Below are 17,830 nucleotides of genomic sequence, written 5' to 3' on the forward strand. Positions count from 1 at the left end.
TGACACCCCCATTGCCGTTGCCGCCGCCTGGCTTTTCGACAGCGCCCCCCCCCCCATTCTCTGCTGTCGTCGCCGGCGAAAGCAGGCGGTCCAGTACACGCCGGCAGGCGTAGACCGGGTTGCCCGGTCAAGCCGGGCGGCGACAGCTGGTTCTTGCGCCCGCGGCTGTTCCATGAGCCCCTGCGCCGGACACGAAAGGGAATGCTTATGCCTCAGCTCGATCTCTTGATGGAAAAGATGAAGGCCGTGGAGGCCGAGATCGAGACCGAACTGGCGCGGCGGCGCGAGGAGCTGCGGTTTCATTTCGAGAAACGGAAGATCGTATTCGAGCACGACATCGAGGCGCTGCAGCGGGCCATTAGGATCAAGGCGTCGAAATATCTTTTCAATGCCCACCCGCTAATCGTGCTGACCGCGCCGGTGATCTATTCGCTGATCGTCCCGTTCGTGCTGGTCGACCTGATGGTGATGGCCTATCAGGCGATCTGTTTTCCCGTCTACGGCATCCCGAAAGTGCGGCGGCGGGACTATCTCGTTTTCGATCGCCACCACCTCGCCTATCTCAACATCATCGAGAAGGTGAACTGCGCCTATTGCTCCTATTGCAACGGCGTCGCCGCTTTCGTGCGCGAGGTGACCGCGCGTACCGAGATCTACTGGTGCCCGATCAAGCATGCCCGCCGCATGCTCGGCCCGCATCCGCATTATGTCGGCTTCGCCGATTTCGGCGACGCTGAGGGATTTCGCAAAAGGATGGCTGATCTGAAGGACGGCGTGAAGCTGGATGACGGCAAGCCGAGCGCGATGTGAACGCAGCGCGGCTGTGGCCATCGATTCAGCCCCGCAGGTCTTTCAGGCAGTCGCTGAGGAATTCCATCACCGCGCGCACCACCGGCGCGCTGCGCAGATCGCGGTGCACGACCAACCAGACGTCGCGGCCGACGGCCTCTGAATCGACATCGCAGCGCTGCAGGTGCGGATCGGCATCGCCGATGAAATGCGGCAGCACCGCCAGACCTACGCCACAGCGCGCGGCTGCGGCCTGGTTCTCCAGGTCACTGCTCAGGAGCACGATCGCGCGGCCGGCAAGGATCGCCTTCAGCCATTTCTGTTGCGGCGAGTCGTCCATGCTGCGGTCATAGGCGACGAATTCAAAGGCCGATGGCGGCGTGTCTTTCAGATATTGCGGCGAGCCATACAGGCTGAAGCCGAAATGGCCGACCTTGCGCGCGATCAGGCCGGGTTCGATCGGGCGGCTCAGGCGCACCGCGATATCGGCCTCGCGCCGGTTCAGCGACGCCGCGCGGGTTTCCCCGAGCAGCGTGAGGCGGATGCCGGGATGGCGCTGGCGGAGCCGAAACAGCTGCGGCGCGATCAGCGCATTGGTGAGCGAGGGCCCCGAACTGATCGTGATCTCGCCGCGCAAGCCGGGTTTCGCCGCCAGCGCCGCACGTTCCACAGCGAACGCCGCGTCTTCCATCGGTGCCGCCGTCGCAGCTACGCGTCGCCCGATCTCGGTCAACGCGTAGCTGCGCGCCCGGCGGTCGACCAGCTTCATCCCGGTCTCATTTTCCAGCGCCGCAACGCGGCGCGCCACGGTGGCGTGATCGACGCGCAGCACGCGGGCCGCGGCGGACAGCGACCCTTCGCGCGCCAGCGTCACGAAATGGCGCAGGTTTTCCCAATCGGGCATGGGCAAAATCTCACAATGAAGATGCAGTATTGGGGAATTTTGCATATCTCCAGGCGACGGCAAAGGGGTGACACCGATTTCAAGGAGATCACCCATGACGACCATCATTCGCCTCAAGGCCCCCGGCGGCGTCGAGCAGCTCGAACGCGTGACTGTCGAGTTGCCGCCGCCCGGCCCTGATGACATCCGAATCCGGCAAACCGCAATCGGCATCAACTTCCTCGATATTTATCATCGCATGGGCATGTTTCCGCTGACCGCAGACGCTGTTCTCGGCGCCGAGGCTGTCGGGGAAGTCACGGCTACCGGCGCAAATGTCACCTCGGTGCAGACCGGCGACCGGATCGGCTATGCCGGCGCTCCTGTGGGTGCCTACGCCTCCGAGCGCAATCTGCCGGGGTGGCGAGCGGTCAAATTGCCCGGCGATCTCGCCGATACGACCGTCGCTTCAGCGCTGCTCAAGGGCCTCACGGCCTACATGCTGCTGACGCGGATCTATCCGGTCGATGCCGGCACCACGATGCTGGTACACAGCGCGGCCGGCGGTCTGGGGCAATTGCTGACGCGCTGGGCGCGACATCTCGGCGCCACCGTGATCGGCACGGTCGGTTCGGACGCCAAGGCCGCGTCCGCGCGCGACGCCGGTGCGCAGCATGTCATCGTCGGCCGCGACGCCGACTTCGCCCGCGAGGTGGCGATGCTTACCGACGGACGCGGCGTCGATGTCGCCTATGACGGCGTCGGCGGGACGACGCTGGCCAAGACGCTCGGCTGCGTGCGGCCGTTCGGCGTGGTGGCGAGCTTCGGCCAGGCCGCCGGACCGATCCCGTTGATCGATATCAACGAACTCGGACCACGGCGCAGCATCCTGCTGGGACGGCCGAGCGTAATGGCCTACATGAACAACGTCGAAGACTATCACCGCGGCGCGGCGGCGGTGCTGGCGGCGCTATCGGACGGCGTGCTGCAGGCCAGCGGGACCGCTTATCCGCTCGATGAGGCAGCCCGGGCGCAGTCCGATCTCGAGGCCGGGCGGACCAGCGGTTCGCTCTATCTGGTGCCGTGACGCTGTGCCGGCTACTCCGCCGGCTGCAGCCGCGCCGGTTTCCGCTTCGGCGCGATCCAGAACATCTGCGGGCGCTCGAACAGAAAGTTCGCCCGCAGCATTAAAGCCAGCCGCCAGATCACCAGCGCGCCGAGGATGCCGGCGAGGGTGACGAGTAGCGAAATGGTGCCGAGGTCGAACGGGGCGAATTTCAGCAGCAGCGTCCGCGCGGTGGCCATCGGCAGAAAGAAGGCGAGGTAGATGACGATGGAATGCGCGCCGCAGAACCGCAGGAACGCCAGCCACTGCATTTTCGCCAGCAGCGTGCCGATGACGATGATCGCCACCGCGCCGGCAAAGCCCAGCGCCAGCGAGATCACCGGCCATTCGCTGCAGCCGTCATAGACCAGAGCCGCATTGACCAGCGCCCAGCCGGAAAGCCCGGCCAGCGCCCATGCCGGCTTGGCGCGGGCGCGGTCCGACAGCACGAACACGCGCGCGGCGAACAAATAGCCGGAATAGAAATACACGAAGCGCGAACAGAACTCGTCGATCATGGTCCAGCCGGTGGCGACGTGCGCCATTTCCAGTGCCGCGGCGACGCTCCAGACCAGCCACGGCGGAATGCCGGCCGTGCGCAGCGCCTTGGTCAGCATGAAGAACACCGGCAGCATGTAGATGAACCACAGCGTGCCGAACGGCTCGATGTAGGATTCCAGATAGAGGGCTGCGACATAGGCCCAGCCGCCATGCTCGGCGGCGAGGCCGGGCGCCTTGAAGGCGAACTGGATGGTCACCCACAGCACGTAGAAATAGACGAAGTGCACCACCTTGCGGTCGAGATAGGTGCGCCAGTCGCGGTCGATCACGACCGCCAGGAACAGGCCGGAGAGCAGGAAGAAGTCCGGCATCCGGAACGGCTTGGCGAAGGCCACCAACGCATGCATGAAGCCGGTCCGACCGGCGGCGAGCTCGACGCCCAGCACCGAATGCATCATCACCACCATGACGATGCAGATCCCCTTGGCATAATCGACCCAGTCGATCCGCTCAGGCGATGTGATCTCCGGCGTCCCCGACAAAGCAGCCTGATCGGCGACGGCATAGGTGCCGCTGGTGGTCATGAGTGTCCCTTGTCGCCCGCCCAACCTGTTGGCGACATCATCCGGGCGAACAGTTTATACGGCCTTTCCGCGACCACGGAATCCGGCATCCTCGTGGGATTGTGATGAACAAGGTGCGCTTTTGCCCTGCGGCGGGGCCTGCGCTAAGACGCGGGCAACACCGAGAAAGCGTTAACCATTGACCCGCTCCTTCGATACGCCCCTTCCCATCGACGCGGTGCTCGACGACATCGCGCAGGCGATGGCGACCAGCAACGCCGCCGTGCTGGTGGCGCCGCCGGGCGCCGGCAAGACCACGCGGGTGCCGCTGGCGCTGCTCGATGCGCCCTGGTTGAAGGGCAGGAAGATCATCATGCTGGAGCCGCGGCGGATCGCCGCCCGCGCCAGCGCCGAGCGGATGGCGAAGACGCTGGGCGAACGCGTCGGTGAAACCGTCGGCTACCGCGTCCGCTTCGGCTCAAAAATCTCGCGCAATACCCGCATCGAGGTGGTCACCGAGGGCATCTTTTCGCGGCAGATCCTCGACGATCCCGAACTGACCGGCGTCGCCGCGGTTTTGTTCGATGAGTTCCACGAGCGCTCGCTTGATGCCGACATGGGGCTGGCGCTGGCGCGCGACGCGCAGGTGGGGCTGCGCGAGGATCTGCGCATTCTCGTGATGTCCGCGACCATCGACGGCGCGCGCATCGCCAGATTGCTCGGTGACGCGCCGGTGATCGAAAGCCAGGGCCGCGCCTTCCCGGTCGAGACGCGCTATCTCGGCCGCAAGGCCGATGCCCAGATCGAGCGGCAGATGGCCGACGCCATCGCCACTGCGCTGCGCGCCGATCCCGGCTCGGTGCTGGCGTTCCTGCCGGGCGCCGCCGAAATCCGCCGCACCCACACTTTTCTCAGCGAGCGTATCCATGACGCCGCGATCGAGATCGTGCCGCTGTTCGGCGCGCTCGATGCCGCCGTACAGGACCGCGCGATCCAGCCCGCGCCCACGGGACAGCGCAAGGTGGTGCTGGCGACCTCGATCGCCGAAACCTCGCTGACCATCGAGGGCGTCCGCATCGTGGTGGATTGCGGCCTCGCCCGCGTGCCGCGCTACGAGCCGGATATCGGGCTGACGCGACTGGAAACCGTGCGTGCGTCGCGCGCCGCCGTCGACCAGCGCCGCGGCCGCGCCGGGCGCACCGAGCCCGGCATCTGCTACCGGCTGTGGGACGAACCGCAGACGGCGTCGCTGCCGGCCTACACACAGCCGGAAATTCTCAGCGCCGATCTGACGTCGCTGATGCTCGATCTCGCGCAATGGGGCGTCAGCGATCCCACGCAACTGGCGTTCCTCGACGCACCGCCGGCCCCGGCGCTGAAGGAAGCGCGCACTCTGTTGCGCGAACTCGGCGCGCTGGATGCCGATGGCCGCATCACGTCGGAAGGGCAAAGCCTGCGCGCGCTGGCGCTGCCGCCGCGGCTGGCCCGGATGATCGTGGATTCGCACCGGCTGGGCGCGGGCGAGGACGCCGCCGATATCGCCGCTGTTCTCACCGAGCGCGGATTGGGCGGCGACAGCGTCGATCTCGACCACCGCCTCGACCAATTCCGCCGCGACCGCTCGCAGCGGGCGCAGAGCGCCCGTCAATTGGCAACGCGCTGGGCCTCGCAGGTGGCGGCGACGGAGAAAGCCACGAACGCCGAAGCCCGTGGCGCCCTCTCCAGTGACGTCGAACTCACCACCGGCGTCATGCTAGCGCTCGCCTTCCCCGACCGTGTCGCCAGAAATCGCGGCAAGGGCTCGTTCGTGCTGGCCAATGGCCGCGGCGCGTCGATCGACCAGGCACAGGCGCTGGCGCGCGCGCCCTATATCGCGGTGGCCGAACTGACAGGCACCGCCGCCAACGGCCGTATCCTGCTGGCCGCGCCGATCGCGCAGGCCGATATCGAAACGCGTTTCGCCGACCAGATCGCGGCGGTTGACGAAATCTCGTTCGACCGCGCCGCGATGGCGCTGCGCGGCCGGCGCAAGCGCACGCTGCACGCGATCACGCTGTCGGAAGCGCCGTTCGCGCTTGCCGCCTCCACCGAGACCGCACCGATCCTCGCCGACGGGCTGGTCGCCGCCGGCATCGAACGGCTGCCGTGGTCGAAGCCGCTGCAGCAATGGCGCGGCCGGGTGATGTTTTTGCGCGCGGCGGAGGGCGATAGCTGGCCGGACCTGTCCGACGCGGCATTGGCCGCCAGCCGGCAGGACTGGCTGATGCCGGCGCTGTACGACAAGCTGGCGCTGAAGGAGTTTTCCTCCGGCGACATGTCGGATGCGCTGATGGCGCTGTTGCCGTGGGAGAGCCGCGCCCGGCTCGACAAAGAAGCGCCGACGCATTTCGAGGCGCCGACCGGCACCCAACTGGCCATCGACTACGAGGCCGAACAGGGCCCGACCATCGCGGTTCGGCTGCAGGAATTGTTCGGACTCAACCGACATCCCTCGGTCGCCCGCGGCGCGGTGCCGCTGGTGCTGGAATTGCTGTCGCCGGCGCATCGTCCGGTACAGGTGACGCGCGACCTGCCCGGCTTCTGGCGTGGCTCCTATCAGGATGTGCGCTCCGACTTGCGCGGCCGCTATCCGCGCCATCCCTGGCCGGAAGATCCCGCCAGCGCGTTGCCGACGCGGCGCGTCAAGCCGCGGGGAACGTGAGGAAACGGGCCGTCACATGCAGACTGTCATCGCCCGCGAAAACGGGCGACCCGGTAAACGCCGGTTCCGGTGATGAAATCGCGACGCCGCCGCGTACTGGATCCTCCGCTTTCGCGGCGGATGACACCTGAGTTTGCGGGAGCGCATCGCATCGCGTCCGGGGCACGAGATCGTAATTCGCCTCCCCATTAACCCGGTGCTCATCCTTTTCGCCAAAATAGCAGGGGCGGGTTTCGTCCGGAACGGACGGCTCCGCTCATGTGTGGTGAGATCGCGCTTCCCTTAAGCGGCGATCAGTGGGGTTGGCGTATGCGTAGCATCATGTTCTTTGCAGCGATCCTGATCGGATTGGGCACCGTGATGGCGCAGGTCGCCGACCGAATGACCACCGTCTCGCCGGCGGCGGCGAAGACCGTTTCATTGGCGACCGCGCGGCAGGACAGTCCGCAAGCCATCGGCCGCAGCCTCAGCATTGCCGGCGACTCCCGCGGCCATTTCCAGACCGAAGGCCGTATCGATGGCCAGCGCATCGGCTTCATGGTCGATACCGGCGCCTCCGTGATCGCGCTGAACGAGAAGTCCGCGGCGCGGTTCGGGTTGCGGCCGACGCCCGCCGACTACAAGACGAATGTCTCGACGGCGAACGGCACCATCAAGGCGGCGCGGACAAAGCTGGCGATGGTCGATATCGGCGGCCTCGTCGTGCGCGACGTCGAAGCGATGGTGCTGCCCGACGAGGCGCTGTCGGAGAACCTGCTCGGCCTGTCGTTCCTGTCGCGGCTGAAGCGTTTCGAATATGCCAATGGCAAGATGGTGCTGGAACAGTAACCACCGCCCGGATTGAAGCTGCGCGCCTGAATCGGTTCGATACCGCACGGATGACACGCGCTCGCCTTCCCAGCGCCGTCTGCTTTCGCTATGGCTTGGCACCTGCCCACCATTAGCGAGGCCACCGATGTTTCCGAAGCCGAAGCCCTTACTGGTCCCCAACACCTACGCCTACGAATCCGAACCGATGGTGAAGGCGACCGGTTTTCGCGAATATGACGCGCGGTGGCTGTTCGGCAAGGAAATCAACCTGATGGGCATTCAGGCGCTGGGCATGGGGCTCGGTGCGCTGATCGCCGAACTCGGCCAGAAGCAGGAGATCGTCACCGGTCACGATTTCCGCGGTTATTCGGCCTCGATCAAATACGCGCTGATGACCGGCCTGATGGCGTCGGGCTGCAAGGTGCACGACATTGGCCTCGCGGTAACGCCGATGGCCTATTTCGCGCAGTTCGACCTCGACGTGCCCTGCGTCGCGATGGTCACGGCGTCGCATAACGACAATGGCTGGACCGGTGTCAAGATGGGCATCAACCGACCGATGACCTTCGGCCCCGACGAGATGAAACGGCTGAAGGAAATCGTGCTCAATGCCGAGTTCAACAACAAGCCCGGCGGTTCCTATCAATTCCATGAGAACTATCCGGCGCGCTACATTGCCGACCTCACCAACCGTCCGAAGCTGAAGCGCAAGCTCAAGGTCGTTGTTGCCTGCGGCAACGGCACCGCTGGCGCGTTTGCGCCTCAGGTGATGGAAGCGATCGGCTGCGAGGTGATCCCGCTCGATGTCGAGCTCGATCACACCTTCCCGAAGTACAATCCGAACCCGGAAGACATGGAGATGCTGCACGCGATCCGCGATGCCGTGCTCGAACACAAGGCCGATGTCGGGCTCGGCTTCGACGGCGACGGCGACCGCTGCGGCGTGGTCGACAACACCGGCGAAGAGATCTTCGCCGACAAGGTCGGCGTGATGCTGGCGCGTGACATGTCGGCGGTGATCAAGGACGCGACCTTCGTAGTCGACGTGAAGTCGACCGGGCTTTTTGTGACGGACCCCGTGCTGCAGGCACAGGGCGCCAGGACCACCTACTGGAAAACCGGTCACTCCTACATGAAGCGCCGCACCAACGAATTGAAGGCGCTGGCGGGCTTCGAGAAATCCGGCCACTTCTTCTTCAACCCACCGGTCGGCCGCGGCTATGACGATGGTCTGGTGTCAGCCATTGCGATCTGCGAGATGCTCGACCGCGCGCCGGACAAGACGATGGCCGACCTCAAGGACGCGCTGCCGAAGACATGGTCGTCGCCGACCATGTCGCCGCATTGCGCGGACGAGACTAAATACGGCGTCGTCGCACAGGTGGTTGCGCATTTCGAAACCGCGCAGAAGAACGGCGAGCAGGTCGCCGGACAAGCGATCCGCGATCTCGTCACCGTCAACGGCGTGCGCGTCACCTGTGCCGACGGCAGCTGGGGCCTGGTGCGGGCATCCTCCAACAAGCCGGAACTGGTGGTGGTGGTCGAGAGCCCGGTGTCGGAGGCACGCATGCACGACATGTTCGAAGCGATGAACGTGGTGCTGCGGACGCATCCGGAAGTCGGCGCGTATAACCAGACGATTTGAGCGACTCTTCCTTCTCCCCTTGTGGGAGAAGGTGGCGCGGACCAACGGGTCGGCGCAAGGCGCCGCCCGATGACAGGCTCCGTCCGCGTCGGATGAGGGGGTTCCGGGCTCTGGAGTTTGTAGCGCCCCCTCACCCGTCTTCGCTTCGCGAAGCCACCCTCTCCCACGCCGCAAAGCTTCGCTTTGCTGGGGGAGAGGGAAGATCAGAATTACGCCGCCGGCATCGGCGGCACGGGCAGCGCCGTCACCGACTTGATTTTCTCCATCGCAAAGCGCGACGTCACGTTCTTCAGCGCCACAGCCGCGATCAGCTTCTTGTAGAAGATGTCGTAGCTCTGCATGTCGGCGACGACGACGCGCAGCATGTAGTCGACATCGCCGGCCATGCGGTAGAATTCCATTACCTCGGGCATCGCGCTGACAGCGTCGGCAAATTTCTTCAGCCAGACGTCGGAATGGTCGCCGCTCTCTACCGAGACGAACACCGACAGGCCGAGCCCGATCTTGTTCTGATCGACCAGCGCCACCCGGCGCAGGATCACGCCGTCGGCTTCCAGCCGCTGGATCCGCTTCCAGCACGGCGTCGAGGACAGCCCGACCCGATCGCCGATTTCGGCGACCGAGAGCGAGGCGTCTTCCTGCAGCACCATCAATATCTTGCGGTCGATGGCGTCGAGGCGGCGGCTGGATTCTGGGGCTTGGGTAGCGAGATCGGTCATGGAGAGAACTTTGTTCTAATTATGAGGACGACAAACCTCATATATAGAAAATTCTTCCAAATCAACCCTGACCGGTCGCCCGTCCCGAATCGAATGGCTTCATTTGGCCAAAAGCTCTTCCACTTCAGCGCGTTGCGGGCAGGCAAAGGCGCCGCCGTAACGGGTGCATTTCAGCGCTGCCGCGGCGGAGGCGAAGCGCAGCGCGTCGGGGATGGAGCTGCCGCCGGCGAATTCCAGCGCGAAGGCGCCGTGGAAGATATCGCCGGCGCCGAGCGTGTCCACGGTGTGGACCGGAAAGGCCGGCGTGCGCTGCAGCTCGTGCTTTTCGTCGAGCCACAGCGTGCCCTTCGGGCCGAGCGTGACGGCGAGGAACGACGACGTCAGCTTCGCCATTTTGCGCAGGGCCGCGGCGTCATCGGTGATCCCCGCGGTGGCCTGCAAGGCTTCGTCGGAAAAGATGAGGTGCGACGACACGCTGAGCAGGCCCTCGCTCAGCGACATCGCACTGTCGATATCGACCACCACCGGAATGCCGCGGCGGCGCGCTTCGGCACAGAGATCGGTGGCGAAGCCGGCGCAGCGGCTCTCGATCAGGATCGCGTCGCAATTCTCGAGCAACAGATCGGCGTGCGGCAGCTTCACCTTCCACAATTCGGGATCGCGAAACGAGATGATGGTGCGCTCGCCGGAGGGGTCCATCATGATCCCCGAGATCGGCGTCACCAGCCCGGGCATATGCACCAGATGCGTGGTGTCGATGCCTTCCTTCGCAAGATCGTCGAACAGATACTGGCTGGAGCTCTCCGCGGCGTCGCCCATCGGGCCGGTCAGGGCGGCGTGGCCGCCGAGCCGGCTGATGCCGATCGCCGCATTCAGCGCATTACCGCCGCAGATCTGCGCGAAACGGTCGGCGTGGAATTTCTGGCCGCGGCCGGGCACCGCCTGCACGCCGAAAGTGAGATCGCGCACCGGCATGCCGATGCACAGGATATTCTTCTTCGAGCTCATGGCGTTTCCCCGATATGGTCTCAGCCAGGCTGCAACCAGCGGCCAAGCAGATGATGTGCGATGGCAAACGGATGCGGTCCGGCGAGCCCGTCGGGGTGTTCGCGCTTCAGCATCAAGGTCGCCTCATCCCGGTCAAACCACCGGGCGTCTTCAAGTTCCATGTGATCGATCGCAATCGTATCTGTGGTAGCGCGTGCCGAGCAGCCGATCATCAGGGATGACGGATAGGGCCAGGGCTGCGTCATGTAATATTTGACGTCGGTGCAGCGAATGCCGGCTTCCTCGAAAATCTCGCGGCGCACCGCGTCCTCGATGGTCTCGGCGGCCTCGACGAAGCCGGCGAGGCACGAATACATCCCCGGCGGAAACTGCTTCTGGCGGCCGAGCAGGCACTTGTCGCCCTTCTCCACCAGCATGATCGCGACCGGATCGGTGCGCGGAAAATGCTCGGTTTTGCAGCCGGGGCAGACGCGCTTCCAGCCGCCTTCGGCCATCGCGGTGCGGATACCGCAATTGGCGCAGAAACCGTGACGCTGATGCCAGGACACCAGCGATTTCGCCATCGCGATCGCCGAGAGCTGGTCCGGCGGCACCACGCCCTGCATCGCCATGCCGCGCAGTTCGGAGAACACATAGTCGGCGCGCGTCAGCAGCGCCTCGACCGCGGCCGCGCCGATGCCCATGCCGAACACCGCAGCGCCGTCGCGCAGGCCGAGAAAGATGGTGCCGGGATTCGCGCCGGCCTTCAGCGCTTCGGCGATCGTCAGCAGCGCACGCGGACCGGCGGCGTCCTGCTTCATCACCAGCGAATCGCGGTGCACCACATAAGCGCGGCTGTCGCTCTTGCCTTCGAGCGCGAACAGCTTCTCGTCGCTGAAGCGCAGATGCGCGGCGCGGTCGAGCTGGTGCGAGATGAACGCCGGATGGTCCAGCGGAAACAGTTCGTTGGGTGTCATGGGATCAACCAAGCCAGATCTTGCGGCGGAGTTCGCTGATGAAGGTCTGCACTTCGGCAGCGTCGTGGGCGAGCGGCGGCATCACGCCCCACACCGGCCGCGGCCAGGCCGCATCGGTCTTGCGGCGCGCGACGATGTGGATGTGCAGTTGCGGCACCATGTTGCCCAGCGCGGCGACATTGAGCTTGTCACATTTGGTGACCTCTTTCAGCGCGCGACTGACGCGGTTGATTTCGGTCATCAACTGGCCCTGCTCGACCTCGTCGAGATCGATGATCTCAACAGTGTCGGCGCGACGCGGCACCAGCATCAGCCAGGGGTAATTGGCGTCCTTGATCACGAGCACCCGGCTGAGCGGCAGGTCGCCAATGTCGATGGTGTCTTTTTGCAGCTGCGCGTGCAGCGTCCAGGTCGAGGAAGGGGGCATGGGGATTCCGGATGAAGTTGACCGAGACTAGAGGGTTTTGCCGGGACGGCAAACGGCTATTGCCCATGCCGACTCAGCGAGAGAGCGCCGACCACACGATCCACCCCGCGAACGCCGCGCCGGCGATCCAGAGCAGCACGATGATCACCGCGCCGGTCCGGCTGACCGGCGGGCGGCCCCGCACCGTCGCGCGGAATTCCGCCATCAGTTCCGGCGGAACCAGCCGCACCGCGAGCAGGATGCCTAGCGGCACCAGCAGCAGATCGTCGAGATAGCCGATCACCGGGATGAAATCGGGAATGAGGTCGATCGGGCTGAGCGCATAGGCGGCCACGCAGGCCGCCACCGCCTTGGCGTACCAGGGCACGCGCGGGTCTCGTGCGGCGAGCCACAAGGCGGCGACATCGCGCACGATTGTCGACGCCCATTGCCTGACCCGTGCGAGTATCGTCATGGACTTTCACCTCTGCCGGGATTTGAACGGGAGCGAGGTCTGTTGCAAGGCGACACGCTTGCTTTCCGCTCGCTTTGGCCCCAAATAAGCACCGGGAGATTGGCGGTGGACGAGCCACTCGCCAATCGGGTCAGGTCCGGAAGGAAGCAGCCCTAACGAGATCCGGATCGGGTCGCTCGTCAGTCTCCTACTTGCTTTGTCGAGCAAATTCAGCGCTCTGCTCGACCAGAAGATGAACGCGTTAAGGTTTGCACTTTCCAAGGCTTACGCTTTCCAAGGCCTGCACTTTGTAAGGTTTGTATTTTGTAAGGCTTGCACTTTCGGCGGCGACCGGCTTGCCGTCCCGCCCGAGGATGCACCCGTTGTTCCGCAATCCGGCCACTTGAGACAACACATTGCGGATTGACCGATGACCGACGCCGGCTTGCCCGTAACGCCCACCGACGACACGCAGCAGAGCGGCTTTGGCCTCGGCGGGCCGCCCGCCGTCGGCAAGCCCTACCGCGTTCTCGCGCGCAAATACCGGCCGTCCAGCTTCGACGACCTGATCGGCCAGGATGCGCTGGTCCGCACCGTTTCCAACGCCTTCGAGACCGGCCGCATTCCGCAGGCCTGGATCCTCACCGGCGTTCGCGGCGTCGGCAAGACGACGACCGCGCGAATCCTGGCGCGGGCGCTGAATTACGAGCTCGCCGACGACTCCATCAAGGGCCCGACCATCCACATGCCCGGCCTGGGCGTGCACTGCCAGTCGATCATGGAAAGTCGTCACATCGACGTGCTGGAAATGGACGCGGCCTCGCACACCGGCGTCGATGACGTCCGCCAGATCAACGACAGCGTGCGCTATGCGCCATCGAGTGCGCGCTACAAGGTCTACATCATCGACGAAGTCCACATGCTGTCGACGGCGGCGTTCAACGCCTTCCTGAAGACGCTGGAGGAGCCGCCGGAACACGCCAAATTCGTGTTCGCCACCACCGAAATCCGCAAGGTGCCGGTGACGGTGCTGTCGCGCTGCCAGCGCTTCGACCTGCGCCGCGTCGATGCCGACGTGCTGATGAAGCACCTGTCGAATATCGCCGGCAAAGAGAACGTCGAGGTCGAGCCGGAAGCGCTGGGGATCATCGCGCGCGCCGCCGAAGGCTCGGTGCGCGATTCGCTGTCGCTGTTCGACCAGGCGATTGCCCACGCCGCCGGCACCGTGCGCGCCGACGCGGTTCGCCAGATGCTCGGCCTGGCTGATCGCACGCGCGTCATCGACCTGTTCGATTCGCTGGCGCGCGGCGACATCGCCAGCGCCTTCGCCGAATTCCGCGAACAATACGACGTCGGCGCCGATCCGATCGTGGTGCTGTCGGACCTTGCCGAATTCGTCAATTTCGTCACCCGCGTGAAGATCGTCCCGGCCACCGCCGACAATGTCTCGTTCGGCGAGACTGAGCGGCTGCGCGCGCGCGATTTCGCGTCCAAGCTCTCGATGCGGGTGCTGTCGCGGATGTGGCAGATGCTGCTTAAGGGCATCACCGAAGTGCAGGGCGCGACGCGTCCTGCCGCCGCCGCCGAAATGGTGCTGGTGCGGATCGCCTATGTCGCCGACCTGCCGACGCCCGACGAAGCCATCCGGATGATCGGCCAGAACGGCGGCGGCTCCGCCCCGATGATCGGCTCCAACGGCGGTGGTGGTAGCGGCGGGGCATCGTCCCCCTCCTCGACGGCGTCGTCGATGCAGGCGTCCTCCCCGCGCGCGTCGATGCAGCGCGGTGGCGCCGAGATGTCGCCGCGCCCGCAGATGAGCGCGCCGGTGGTGGCACAGGCGCCCGTGGTGCTGACAATTTCGACCTTTCCTGAACTGGTGGCGCTGGCCGGCGCCAACCGTGACCTGTTGCTGCGAACGGCGCTGGAAGGCGACGTCCGGCTGATCAAGATCGAGGACGGCCGGCTTGAACTGGCGATGGAGCGCACCGCGTCGCGCACGCTGATCAACGATCTGTCGCGCAAGCTGGAGCAATGGACCAACAGGCGCTGGAGCGTGATCGTTTCCAACGCCGAGAGCCAGCCGACGCTGCGCTCGCAGCTCGACCAGGAGAAGAACGAGCGCAAGCAGGCCGCCGTGGCCGATCCGCGCGTGCAGGAGGTGCTGGCGCGTTTTCCCGGCGCCGAGGTGGTTGAAGTCCGCCGGCTCGCCCCCGAAGTGCCGGGATCAGGCGATAACGATGCCGACCTCACCGGCGAAGACTCGACCGACGCGATCGACAGCGACGACGATCAATAGACATCGACGGACAACGCAAGGAAACACGCATGGCTGATTTTCTCGGCATGATGAAACAGGCGGCCCAGCTGCAGTCGAAGATGAAGGCGATGCAGGACGAGCTCGAACACGTCGAGGTCGAAGGCCTGTCCGGCGGCGGTCTCGTCGCCATCCGCATGACCGCGAAGATGGAAGTCAAAGGCGTGAAGATCGACCCGTCGCTGGTGAAGGCCGACGAAGTCGACATTCTCGAAGATCTACTGGTAACCGCGCTGGGCGATGCCCGCCGCAAGGCCGAGGCCGCGATGGCGGAGAAGATGCAGTCGCTGACCGGCGGCATGGGCCTGCCGCCGGGACTGGGCCTTACCTGAGATGGCTACTGGCGTCGCCGGTCCGGAAATCGAAAAACTGATCCAGTTGCTGGCGCGGCTGCCGGGGCTTGGCCCGCGCTCGGCGCGGCGCGCGGCGCTGCATCTGATCAAGAAGCGCGAGGCCTTGATGGCGCCGCTTGCCGGTGCGTTGCAGGTGGCGATGGACAAGATCGAGGTCTGCAAGACCTGCGGCAACATCGACACCCATAATCCCTGCACGATCTGCACCGACCCGCGCCGCGATCCCTCAATCATCGTGGTCGTCGCCGACGTATCCGATCTGTGGGCGCTGGAACGCGCCACTGCCACCACCGGCCGCTATCACGTGCTCGGCGCCACACTGTCGCCGCTCGATGGCGTCGGCCCCGACGATCTCACGATCGATGCGCTGGTGACGCGCGCGCACGCCGCCGAGGTCACCGAAATCATCCTGGCGCTGAACGCCACGGTCGATGGCCAGACCACGGCGCATTACATCACCGACCTCCTGACGGAGGCCGGCGTCAAGGTGACGCGGCTGGCGCATGGCGTGCCGGTCGGCGGTGAGCTGGACTATCTCGACGAAGGCACGCTGTCCGCCGCGATGCGACAGCGGACGCTGTTCTAGAGCCGCCATTCCGATCCCGTCGGAATGAAGGCTCCAGCTTTTGTTTCAAAGCGCTTTCTTAACGCGAACCGGTATCCACTTCGCTCGAAGACGCACTAGACTATGGAAGACAAGTAATGACGCGATCCGATTTCCTGAACCTGTCCTGCGGCGTTTTACTGGCCCTGTCGTTCGTCCCCGCGGCCCATGCGCAGACGCCAGCCGCGCCGGCTGCCACACCAGCGGCAGCTCCGAAGATGATGAAGCTCGGCGACGTGCTGAGCGGCAAGCTCAACGCGCTGCGCGTCCGCGCGCCGAAGGGCAAGCGAACCGCTACGTTCCAGCTCGTCAGCGAACCACGCCGGCTGCCGAGCCCCGCCGGCCTTTGCAACCTGGAGACCGGCCCCGAGACCTTCGAGATCGTCGCCGCCGATGACGCGCAGGCCACGCAGTTGAAGAAGCTGATCGGCAAGGATGTGTCGCTGAAAGTCACCGAAGTCGCCTGTGCCGAACAGGCCGGGCAGATGAGCGAAGCGCTGGTGACGAAGTGGAGCGTGGTGACGAAGCCGAACTGAAGGCCCGGCCACGTACTCAACTGTCATCGCCCGGCTCGACCGGGCGATCCAGTACACTCAGGCCGGTGTGTACTGGGTCACCCGGTCAAGCCGGGTGACGACAAGTGAGTTTAAACCCGAACGTTACCCAGCGTCTCGAAATGCCCGCGGCGCTGCAGCCACAGCAGCAGCACCAGACTCGGCAGCGCCACCAGCATGCTGATGACGAAGAACATCGGCCACCCCGTCGCCTGCGCCACGTAGCCCGCCCCTGCTGACAGATACGTCCGTCCGACAGCCGCCAGCGCGGTGAGAAGCGCGTATTGCGTGGCGGTATGCAGCGGATTTTTGCACAGCGCCGAGAGGTACGCGACGAAGATCACGGTGCCTATCGCACCTGTGAAATTCTCCACCGTGATCGCCAGCGCCAGCGCCCACTGGTTGACGCCGATCAGCGCCAGCCACGCGAACGCCAGATTGGACAGCGCCTGCAGGATGGCGCCGATCCACAGACTTGCCGCCAGCGAATAACGCCGCGCGACAAAGCCGCCGGCGAAGCCGCCGATCAAGGTCGCGGCGAGACCCACACCCTTCACGATGGCGGCATAGTCGTTGCGGGTGAAGCCGACGTCGATCACGAACGGCGCGGTCATCGTGCCGGAAAACGCATCGGTGAACTTGAACAAGACGACGAATGCCAGCGCCGCCCAGGCGTCCTTGCGCGCCAGAAACTCCGAGAACGCGCCGACCGCGGCCTTCACCACGCGCCGGAACGCACTCTCGCCACGCGTCGCCGCTTCGGCCACCGCAGACGCTTCCGGCTCCGTCGCGGCCAAGGCCGTGACGGTGCCGAGCAGCACCATTACGGCCATCGCAACATAGCCCCACATCCAGGCGTTGGAGCGCGCCAGCCCGGTGCTCTCGAAGGCACTGACCAGAAACAGCACGCCGGCAGTGGAGACCAGCATGCCGATCCGGTAGGCCGCGACGTAAGACGCCATGCCGGCGGCCTGCTCGCTCTCCGGCAGGCTTTCGACACGAAAGGCATCGACCACGATGTCCTGCGTCGCCGACGCCGCGGCGACCAGCAGCGCGCCGACTGCGACATAGCCCGGGGAGCGCGCCGGGTCGGCCAGCGCCAGCAGCAGGATTGCGACGATCAGCAGCGCTTGCGCAAACACCAGCCAGCCGCGCCGTCTGCCGAGTTTATGGGTCAGCCAGGGGATGTGCAGCGCATCGACCAGCGGCGCCCAAAGGAACTTCAGGGTGTAGGGTGTGCCGACCAGTGCGAACAGGCCGATGGTGCCGAGATTGACGCCGGCTTCGCGCATCCAGACCAGCAGCGTCGAACCCGACAGCGCCAACGGCAGGCCGGAGGAAAAGCCGAGCAGCAGCACGATCAGCACGCGACGTTGCAGATACACCGCCCAGCCCTCGCGCCAAGACGCGCGGGGTTTCGGGATGATCGGGGCGTCGGGAGCGCTGGTCATGCCGCAGTGCTAGC

17 protein-coding genes and 1 other RNA gene are annotated in these 17,830 nt (G+C 65.3%); 10 read left to right on the forward strand and 8 right to left on the reverse strand.

Features of this window, described 5'->3' with window-relative positions; all coding sequences use genetic code 11:
* Positions 1-207: 207 nt before the first annotated feature.
* Positions 208-810, forward strand: a complete 603-nt coding sequence (locus JWQ24_RS10995) for a hypothetical protein (RefSeq protein ID WP_299807532.1) — start codon at positions 208-210, stop codon at positions 808-810.
* Between the two features lie 25 nt (positions 811-835).
* On the opposite strand, the gene JWQ24_RS11000 is transcribed toward JWQ24_RS10995, so the two are convergent.
* Positions 836-1,693: a LysR family transcriptional regulator gene (locus JWQ24_RS11000; protein WP_299807534.1), complete on the reverse strand. Its 858-nt coding sequence runs from the start codon at positions 1,691-1,693 to the stop codon at positions 836-838.
* A 94-nt stretch (positions 1,694-1,787) separates the two neighbouring features.
* Between JWQ24_RS11000 and JWQ24_RS11005 the strand changes: the two genes are divergently transcribed.
* A complete protein-coding gene (locus JWQ24_RS11005; protein ID WP_299807536.1) occupies positions 1,788-2,759 on the forward strand; it encodes a quinone oxidoreductase in 972 nt (323 codons plus the stop codon).
* Between the two features lie 11 nt (positions 2,760-2,770).
* Here the strand turns inward: JWQ24_RS11005 and JWQ24_RS11010 are convergent, their stop codons facing one another.
* Positions 2,771-3,862 carry an acyltransferase family protein gene (locus tag JWQ24_RS11010; protein WP_299807538.1) on the reverse strand — a complete coding sequence of 364 codons (1,092 nt, stop codon included), beginning with the start codon at positions 3,860-3,862 and terminating at the stop codon, positions 2,771-2,773.
* 178 nt (positions 3,863-4,040) lie between these two features.
* Here JWQ24_RS11010 and hrpB point away from each other — a divergent pair, with 178 nt between their 5' ends.
* The 3 genes from hrpB to JWQ24_RS11025 all read left to right on the forward strand — a co-directional run bounded on the left by hrpB (position 4,041) and on the right by JWQ24_RS11025 (position 8,997).
* On the forward strand, positions 4,041-6,542 hold the full coding sequence (hrpB, locus tag JWQ24_RS11015) for an ATP-dependent helicase HrpB (RefSeq protein ID WP_299807540.1): 2,502 nt from the start codon (positions 4,041-4,043) through the stop codon (positions 6,540-6,542).
* Between the two features lie 309 nt (positions 6,543-6,851).
* Positions 6,852-7,370: a TIGR02281 family clan AA aspartic protease gene (locus JWQ24_RS11020; protein WP_299807542.1), complete on the forward strand. Its 519-nt coding sequence runs from the start codon at positions 6,852-6,854 to the stop codon at positions 7,368-7,370.
* A gap of 127 nt (positions 7,371-7,497) precedes the next feature.
* A complete protein-coding gene (locus tag JWQ24_RS11025; protein ID WP_299807544.1) occupies positions 7,498-8,997 on the forward strand; it encodes a phosphomannomutase/phosphoglucomutase in 1,500 nt (499 codons plus the stop codon).
* 209 nt (positions 8,998-9,206) lie between these two features.
* Here JWQ24_RS11025 and JWQ24_RS11030 read toward each other — a convergent pair whose 3' ends face one another.
* The 5 genes from JWQ24_RS11030 to JWQ24_RS11050 form a co-directional block, all read right to left on the reverse strand.
* A complete protein-coding gene (locus JWQ24_RS11030; RefSeq protein WP_299807546.1) occupies positions 9,207-9,716 on the reverse strand; it encodes an Lrp/AsnC family transcriptional regulator in 510 nt (169 codons plus the stop codon).
* A 99-nt stretch (positions 9,717-9,815) separates the two neighbouring features.
* Positions 9,816-10,724, reverse strand: coding sequence for a sugar kinase (locus JWQ24_RS11035; RefSeq protein WP_299807548.1), 909 nt, complete (start codon positions 10,722-10,724; stop codon positions 9,816-9,818).
* Positions 10,725-10,744: 20 nt separating this feature from the next.
* Positions 10,745-11,680 carry an NAD(+) diphosphatase gene (gene nudC, locus JWQ24_RS11040; protein ID WP_299807550.1) on the reverse strand — a complete coding sequence of 312 codons (936 nt, stop codon included), beginning with the start codon at positions 11,678-11,680 and terminating at the stop codon, positions 10,745-10,747.
* Positions 11,681-11,684: 4 nt separating this feature from the next.
* On the reverse strand, positions 11,685-12,107 hold the full coding sequence (locus JWQ24_RS11045) for an HIT family protein (protein ID WP_299807552.1): 423 nt from the start codon (positions 12,105-12,107) through the stop codon (positions 11,685-11,687).
* A 73-nt stretch (positions 12,108-12,180) separates the two neighbouring features.
* A complete protein-coding gene (locus JWQ24_RS11050; RefSeq protein ID WP_299807554.1) occupies positions 12,181-12,561 on the reverse strand; it encodes a DUF1232 domain-containing protein in 381 nt (126 codons plus the stop codon).
* 94 nt (positions 12,562-12,655) lie between these two features.
* Here JWQ24_RS11050 and ffs point away from each other — a divergent pair.
* From ffs to JWQ24_RS11075, 5 genes are all read left to right on the forward strand, one after another.
* An RNA gene (ffs, locus tag JWQ24_RS11055) (signal recognition particle sRNA small type) lies at positions 12,656-12,752 on the forward strand.
* 218 nt (positions 12,753-12,970) lie between these two features.
* Positions 12,971-14,836, forward strand: a complete 1,866-nt coding sequence (locus JWQ24_RS11060; RefSeq protein ID WP_299807556.1) for a DNA polymerase III subunit gamma/tau — start codon at positions 12,971-12,973, stop codon at positions 14,834-14,836.
* Between the two features lie 29 nt (positions 14,837-14,865).
* Positions 14,866-15,186 carry a YbaB/EbfC family nucleoid-associated protein gene (locus JWQ24_RS11065; RefSeq protein WP_299807558.1) on the forward strand — a complete coding sequence of 107 codons (321 nt, stop codon included), beginning with the start codon at positions 14,866-14,868 and terminating at the stop codon, positions 15,184-15,186.
* Between the two features lies 1 nt (position 15,187).
* On the forward strand, positions 15,188-15,793 hold the full coding sequence (recR, locus tag JWQ24_RS11070) for a recombination mediator RecR (protein WP_299807560.1): 606 nt from the start codon (positions 15,188-15,190) through the stop codon (positions 15,791-15,793).
* A gap of 236 nt (positions 15,794-16,029) precedes the next feature.
* Positions 16,030-16,347: a hypothetical protein gene (locus tag JWQ24_RS11075; RefSeq protein ID WP_299807569.1), complete on the forward strand. Its 318-nt coding sequence runs from the start codon at positions 16,030-16,032 to the stop codon at positions 16,345-16,347.
* Positions 16,348-16,457: 110 nt separating this feature from the next.
* Here JWQ24_RS11075 and JWQ24_RS11080 read toward each other — a convergent pair whose 3' ends face one another.
* Positions 16,458-17,816 carry an MFS transporter gene (locus tag JWQ24_RS11080; protein ID WP_299807562.1) on the reverse strand — a complete coding sequence of 453 codons (1,359 nt, stop codon included), beginning with the start codon at positions 17,814-17,816 and terminating at the stop codon, positions 16,458-16,460.
* Positions 17,817-17,830 lie beyond the last annotated feature (14 nt).

The sequence above is a fragment of the Tardiphaga sp. genome (genome assembly GCF_028290495.1).
Classification (GTDB): domain Bacteria; phylum Pseudomonadota; class Alphaproteobacteria; order Rhizobiales; family Xanthobacteraceae; genus Tardiphaga.

Bases quoted from the DNA above. Each gene is read 5' to 3' on its own strand.
- JWQ24_RS11075 (WP_299807569.1), top strand. From the start codon at position 16,030: ATGATGAAGCTCGGCGACGTGCTGAGCGGCAAGCTCAACGCGCTGCGC.
- JWQ24_RS11005 (WP_299807536.1), top strand. From the start codon at position 1,788: ATGACGACCATCATTCGCCTCAAGGCCCCCGGCGGCGTCGAGCAGCTC.
- JWQ24_RS11065 (WP_299807558.1), top strand. From the start codon at position 14,866: ATGGCTGATTTTCTCGGCATGATGAAACAGGCGGCCCAGCTGCAGTCG.
- JWQ24_RS11020 (WP_299807542.1), top strand. From the start codon at position 6,852: ATGCGTAGCATCATGTTCTTTGCAGCGATCCTGATCGGATTGGGCACC.
- JWQ24_RS11025 (WP_299807544.1), top strand. From the start codon at position 7,498: ATGTTTCCGAAGCCGAAGCCCTTACTGGTCCCCAACACCTACGCCTAC.
- recR (WP_299807560.1), top strand. From the start codon at position 15,188: ATGGCTACTGGCGTCGCCGGTCCGGAAATCGAAAAACTGATCCAGTTG.
- JWQ24_RS11080 (WP_299807562.1), bottom strand. From the start codon at position 17,816: ATGACCAGCGCTCCCGACGCCCCGATCATCCCGAAACCCCGCGCGTCT.
- JWQ24_RS11035 (WP_299807548.1), bottom strand. From the start codon at position 10,724: ATGAGCTCGAAGAAGAATATCCTGTGCATCGGCATGCCGGTGCGCGAT.
- JWQ24_RS11050 (WP_299807554.1), bottom strand. From the start codon at position 12,561: ATGACGATACTCGCACGGGTCAGGCAATGGGCGTCGACAATCGTGCGC.
- JWQ24_RS11045 (WP_299807552.1), bottom strand. From the start codon at position 12,107: ATGCCCCCTTCCTCGACCTGGACGCTGCACGCGCAGCTGCAAAAAGAC.
- nudC (WP_299807550.1), bottom strand. From the start codon at position 11,680: ATGACACCCAACGAACTGTTTCCGCTGGACCATCCGGCGTTCATCTCG.
- JWQ24_RS11060 (WP_299807556.1), top strand. From the start codon at position 12,971: ATGACCGACGCCGGCTTGCCCGTAACGCCCACCGACGACACGCAGCAG.
- JWQ24_RS10995 (WP_299807532.1), top strand. From the start codon at position 208: ATGCCTCAGCTCGATCTCTTGATGGAAAAGATGAAGGCCGTGGAGGCC.
- JWQ24_RS11010 (WP_299807538.1), bottom strand. From the start codon at position 3,862: ATGACCACCAGCGGCACCTATGCCGTCGCCGATCAGGCTGCTTTGTCG.
- JWQ24_RS11000 (WP_299807534.1), bottom strand. From the start codon at position 1,693: ATGCCCGATTGGGAAAACCTGCGCCATTTCGTGACGCTGGCGCGCGAA.
- JWQ24_RS11030 (WP_299807546.1), bottom strand. From the start codon at position 9,716: ATGACCGATCTCGCTACCCAAGCCCCAGAATCCAGCCGCCGCCTCGAC.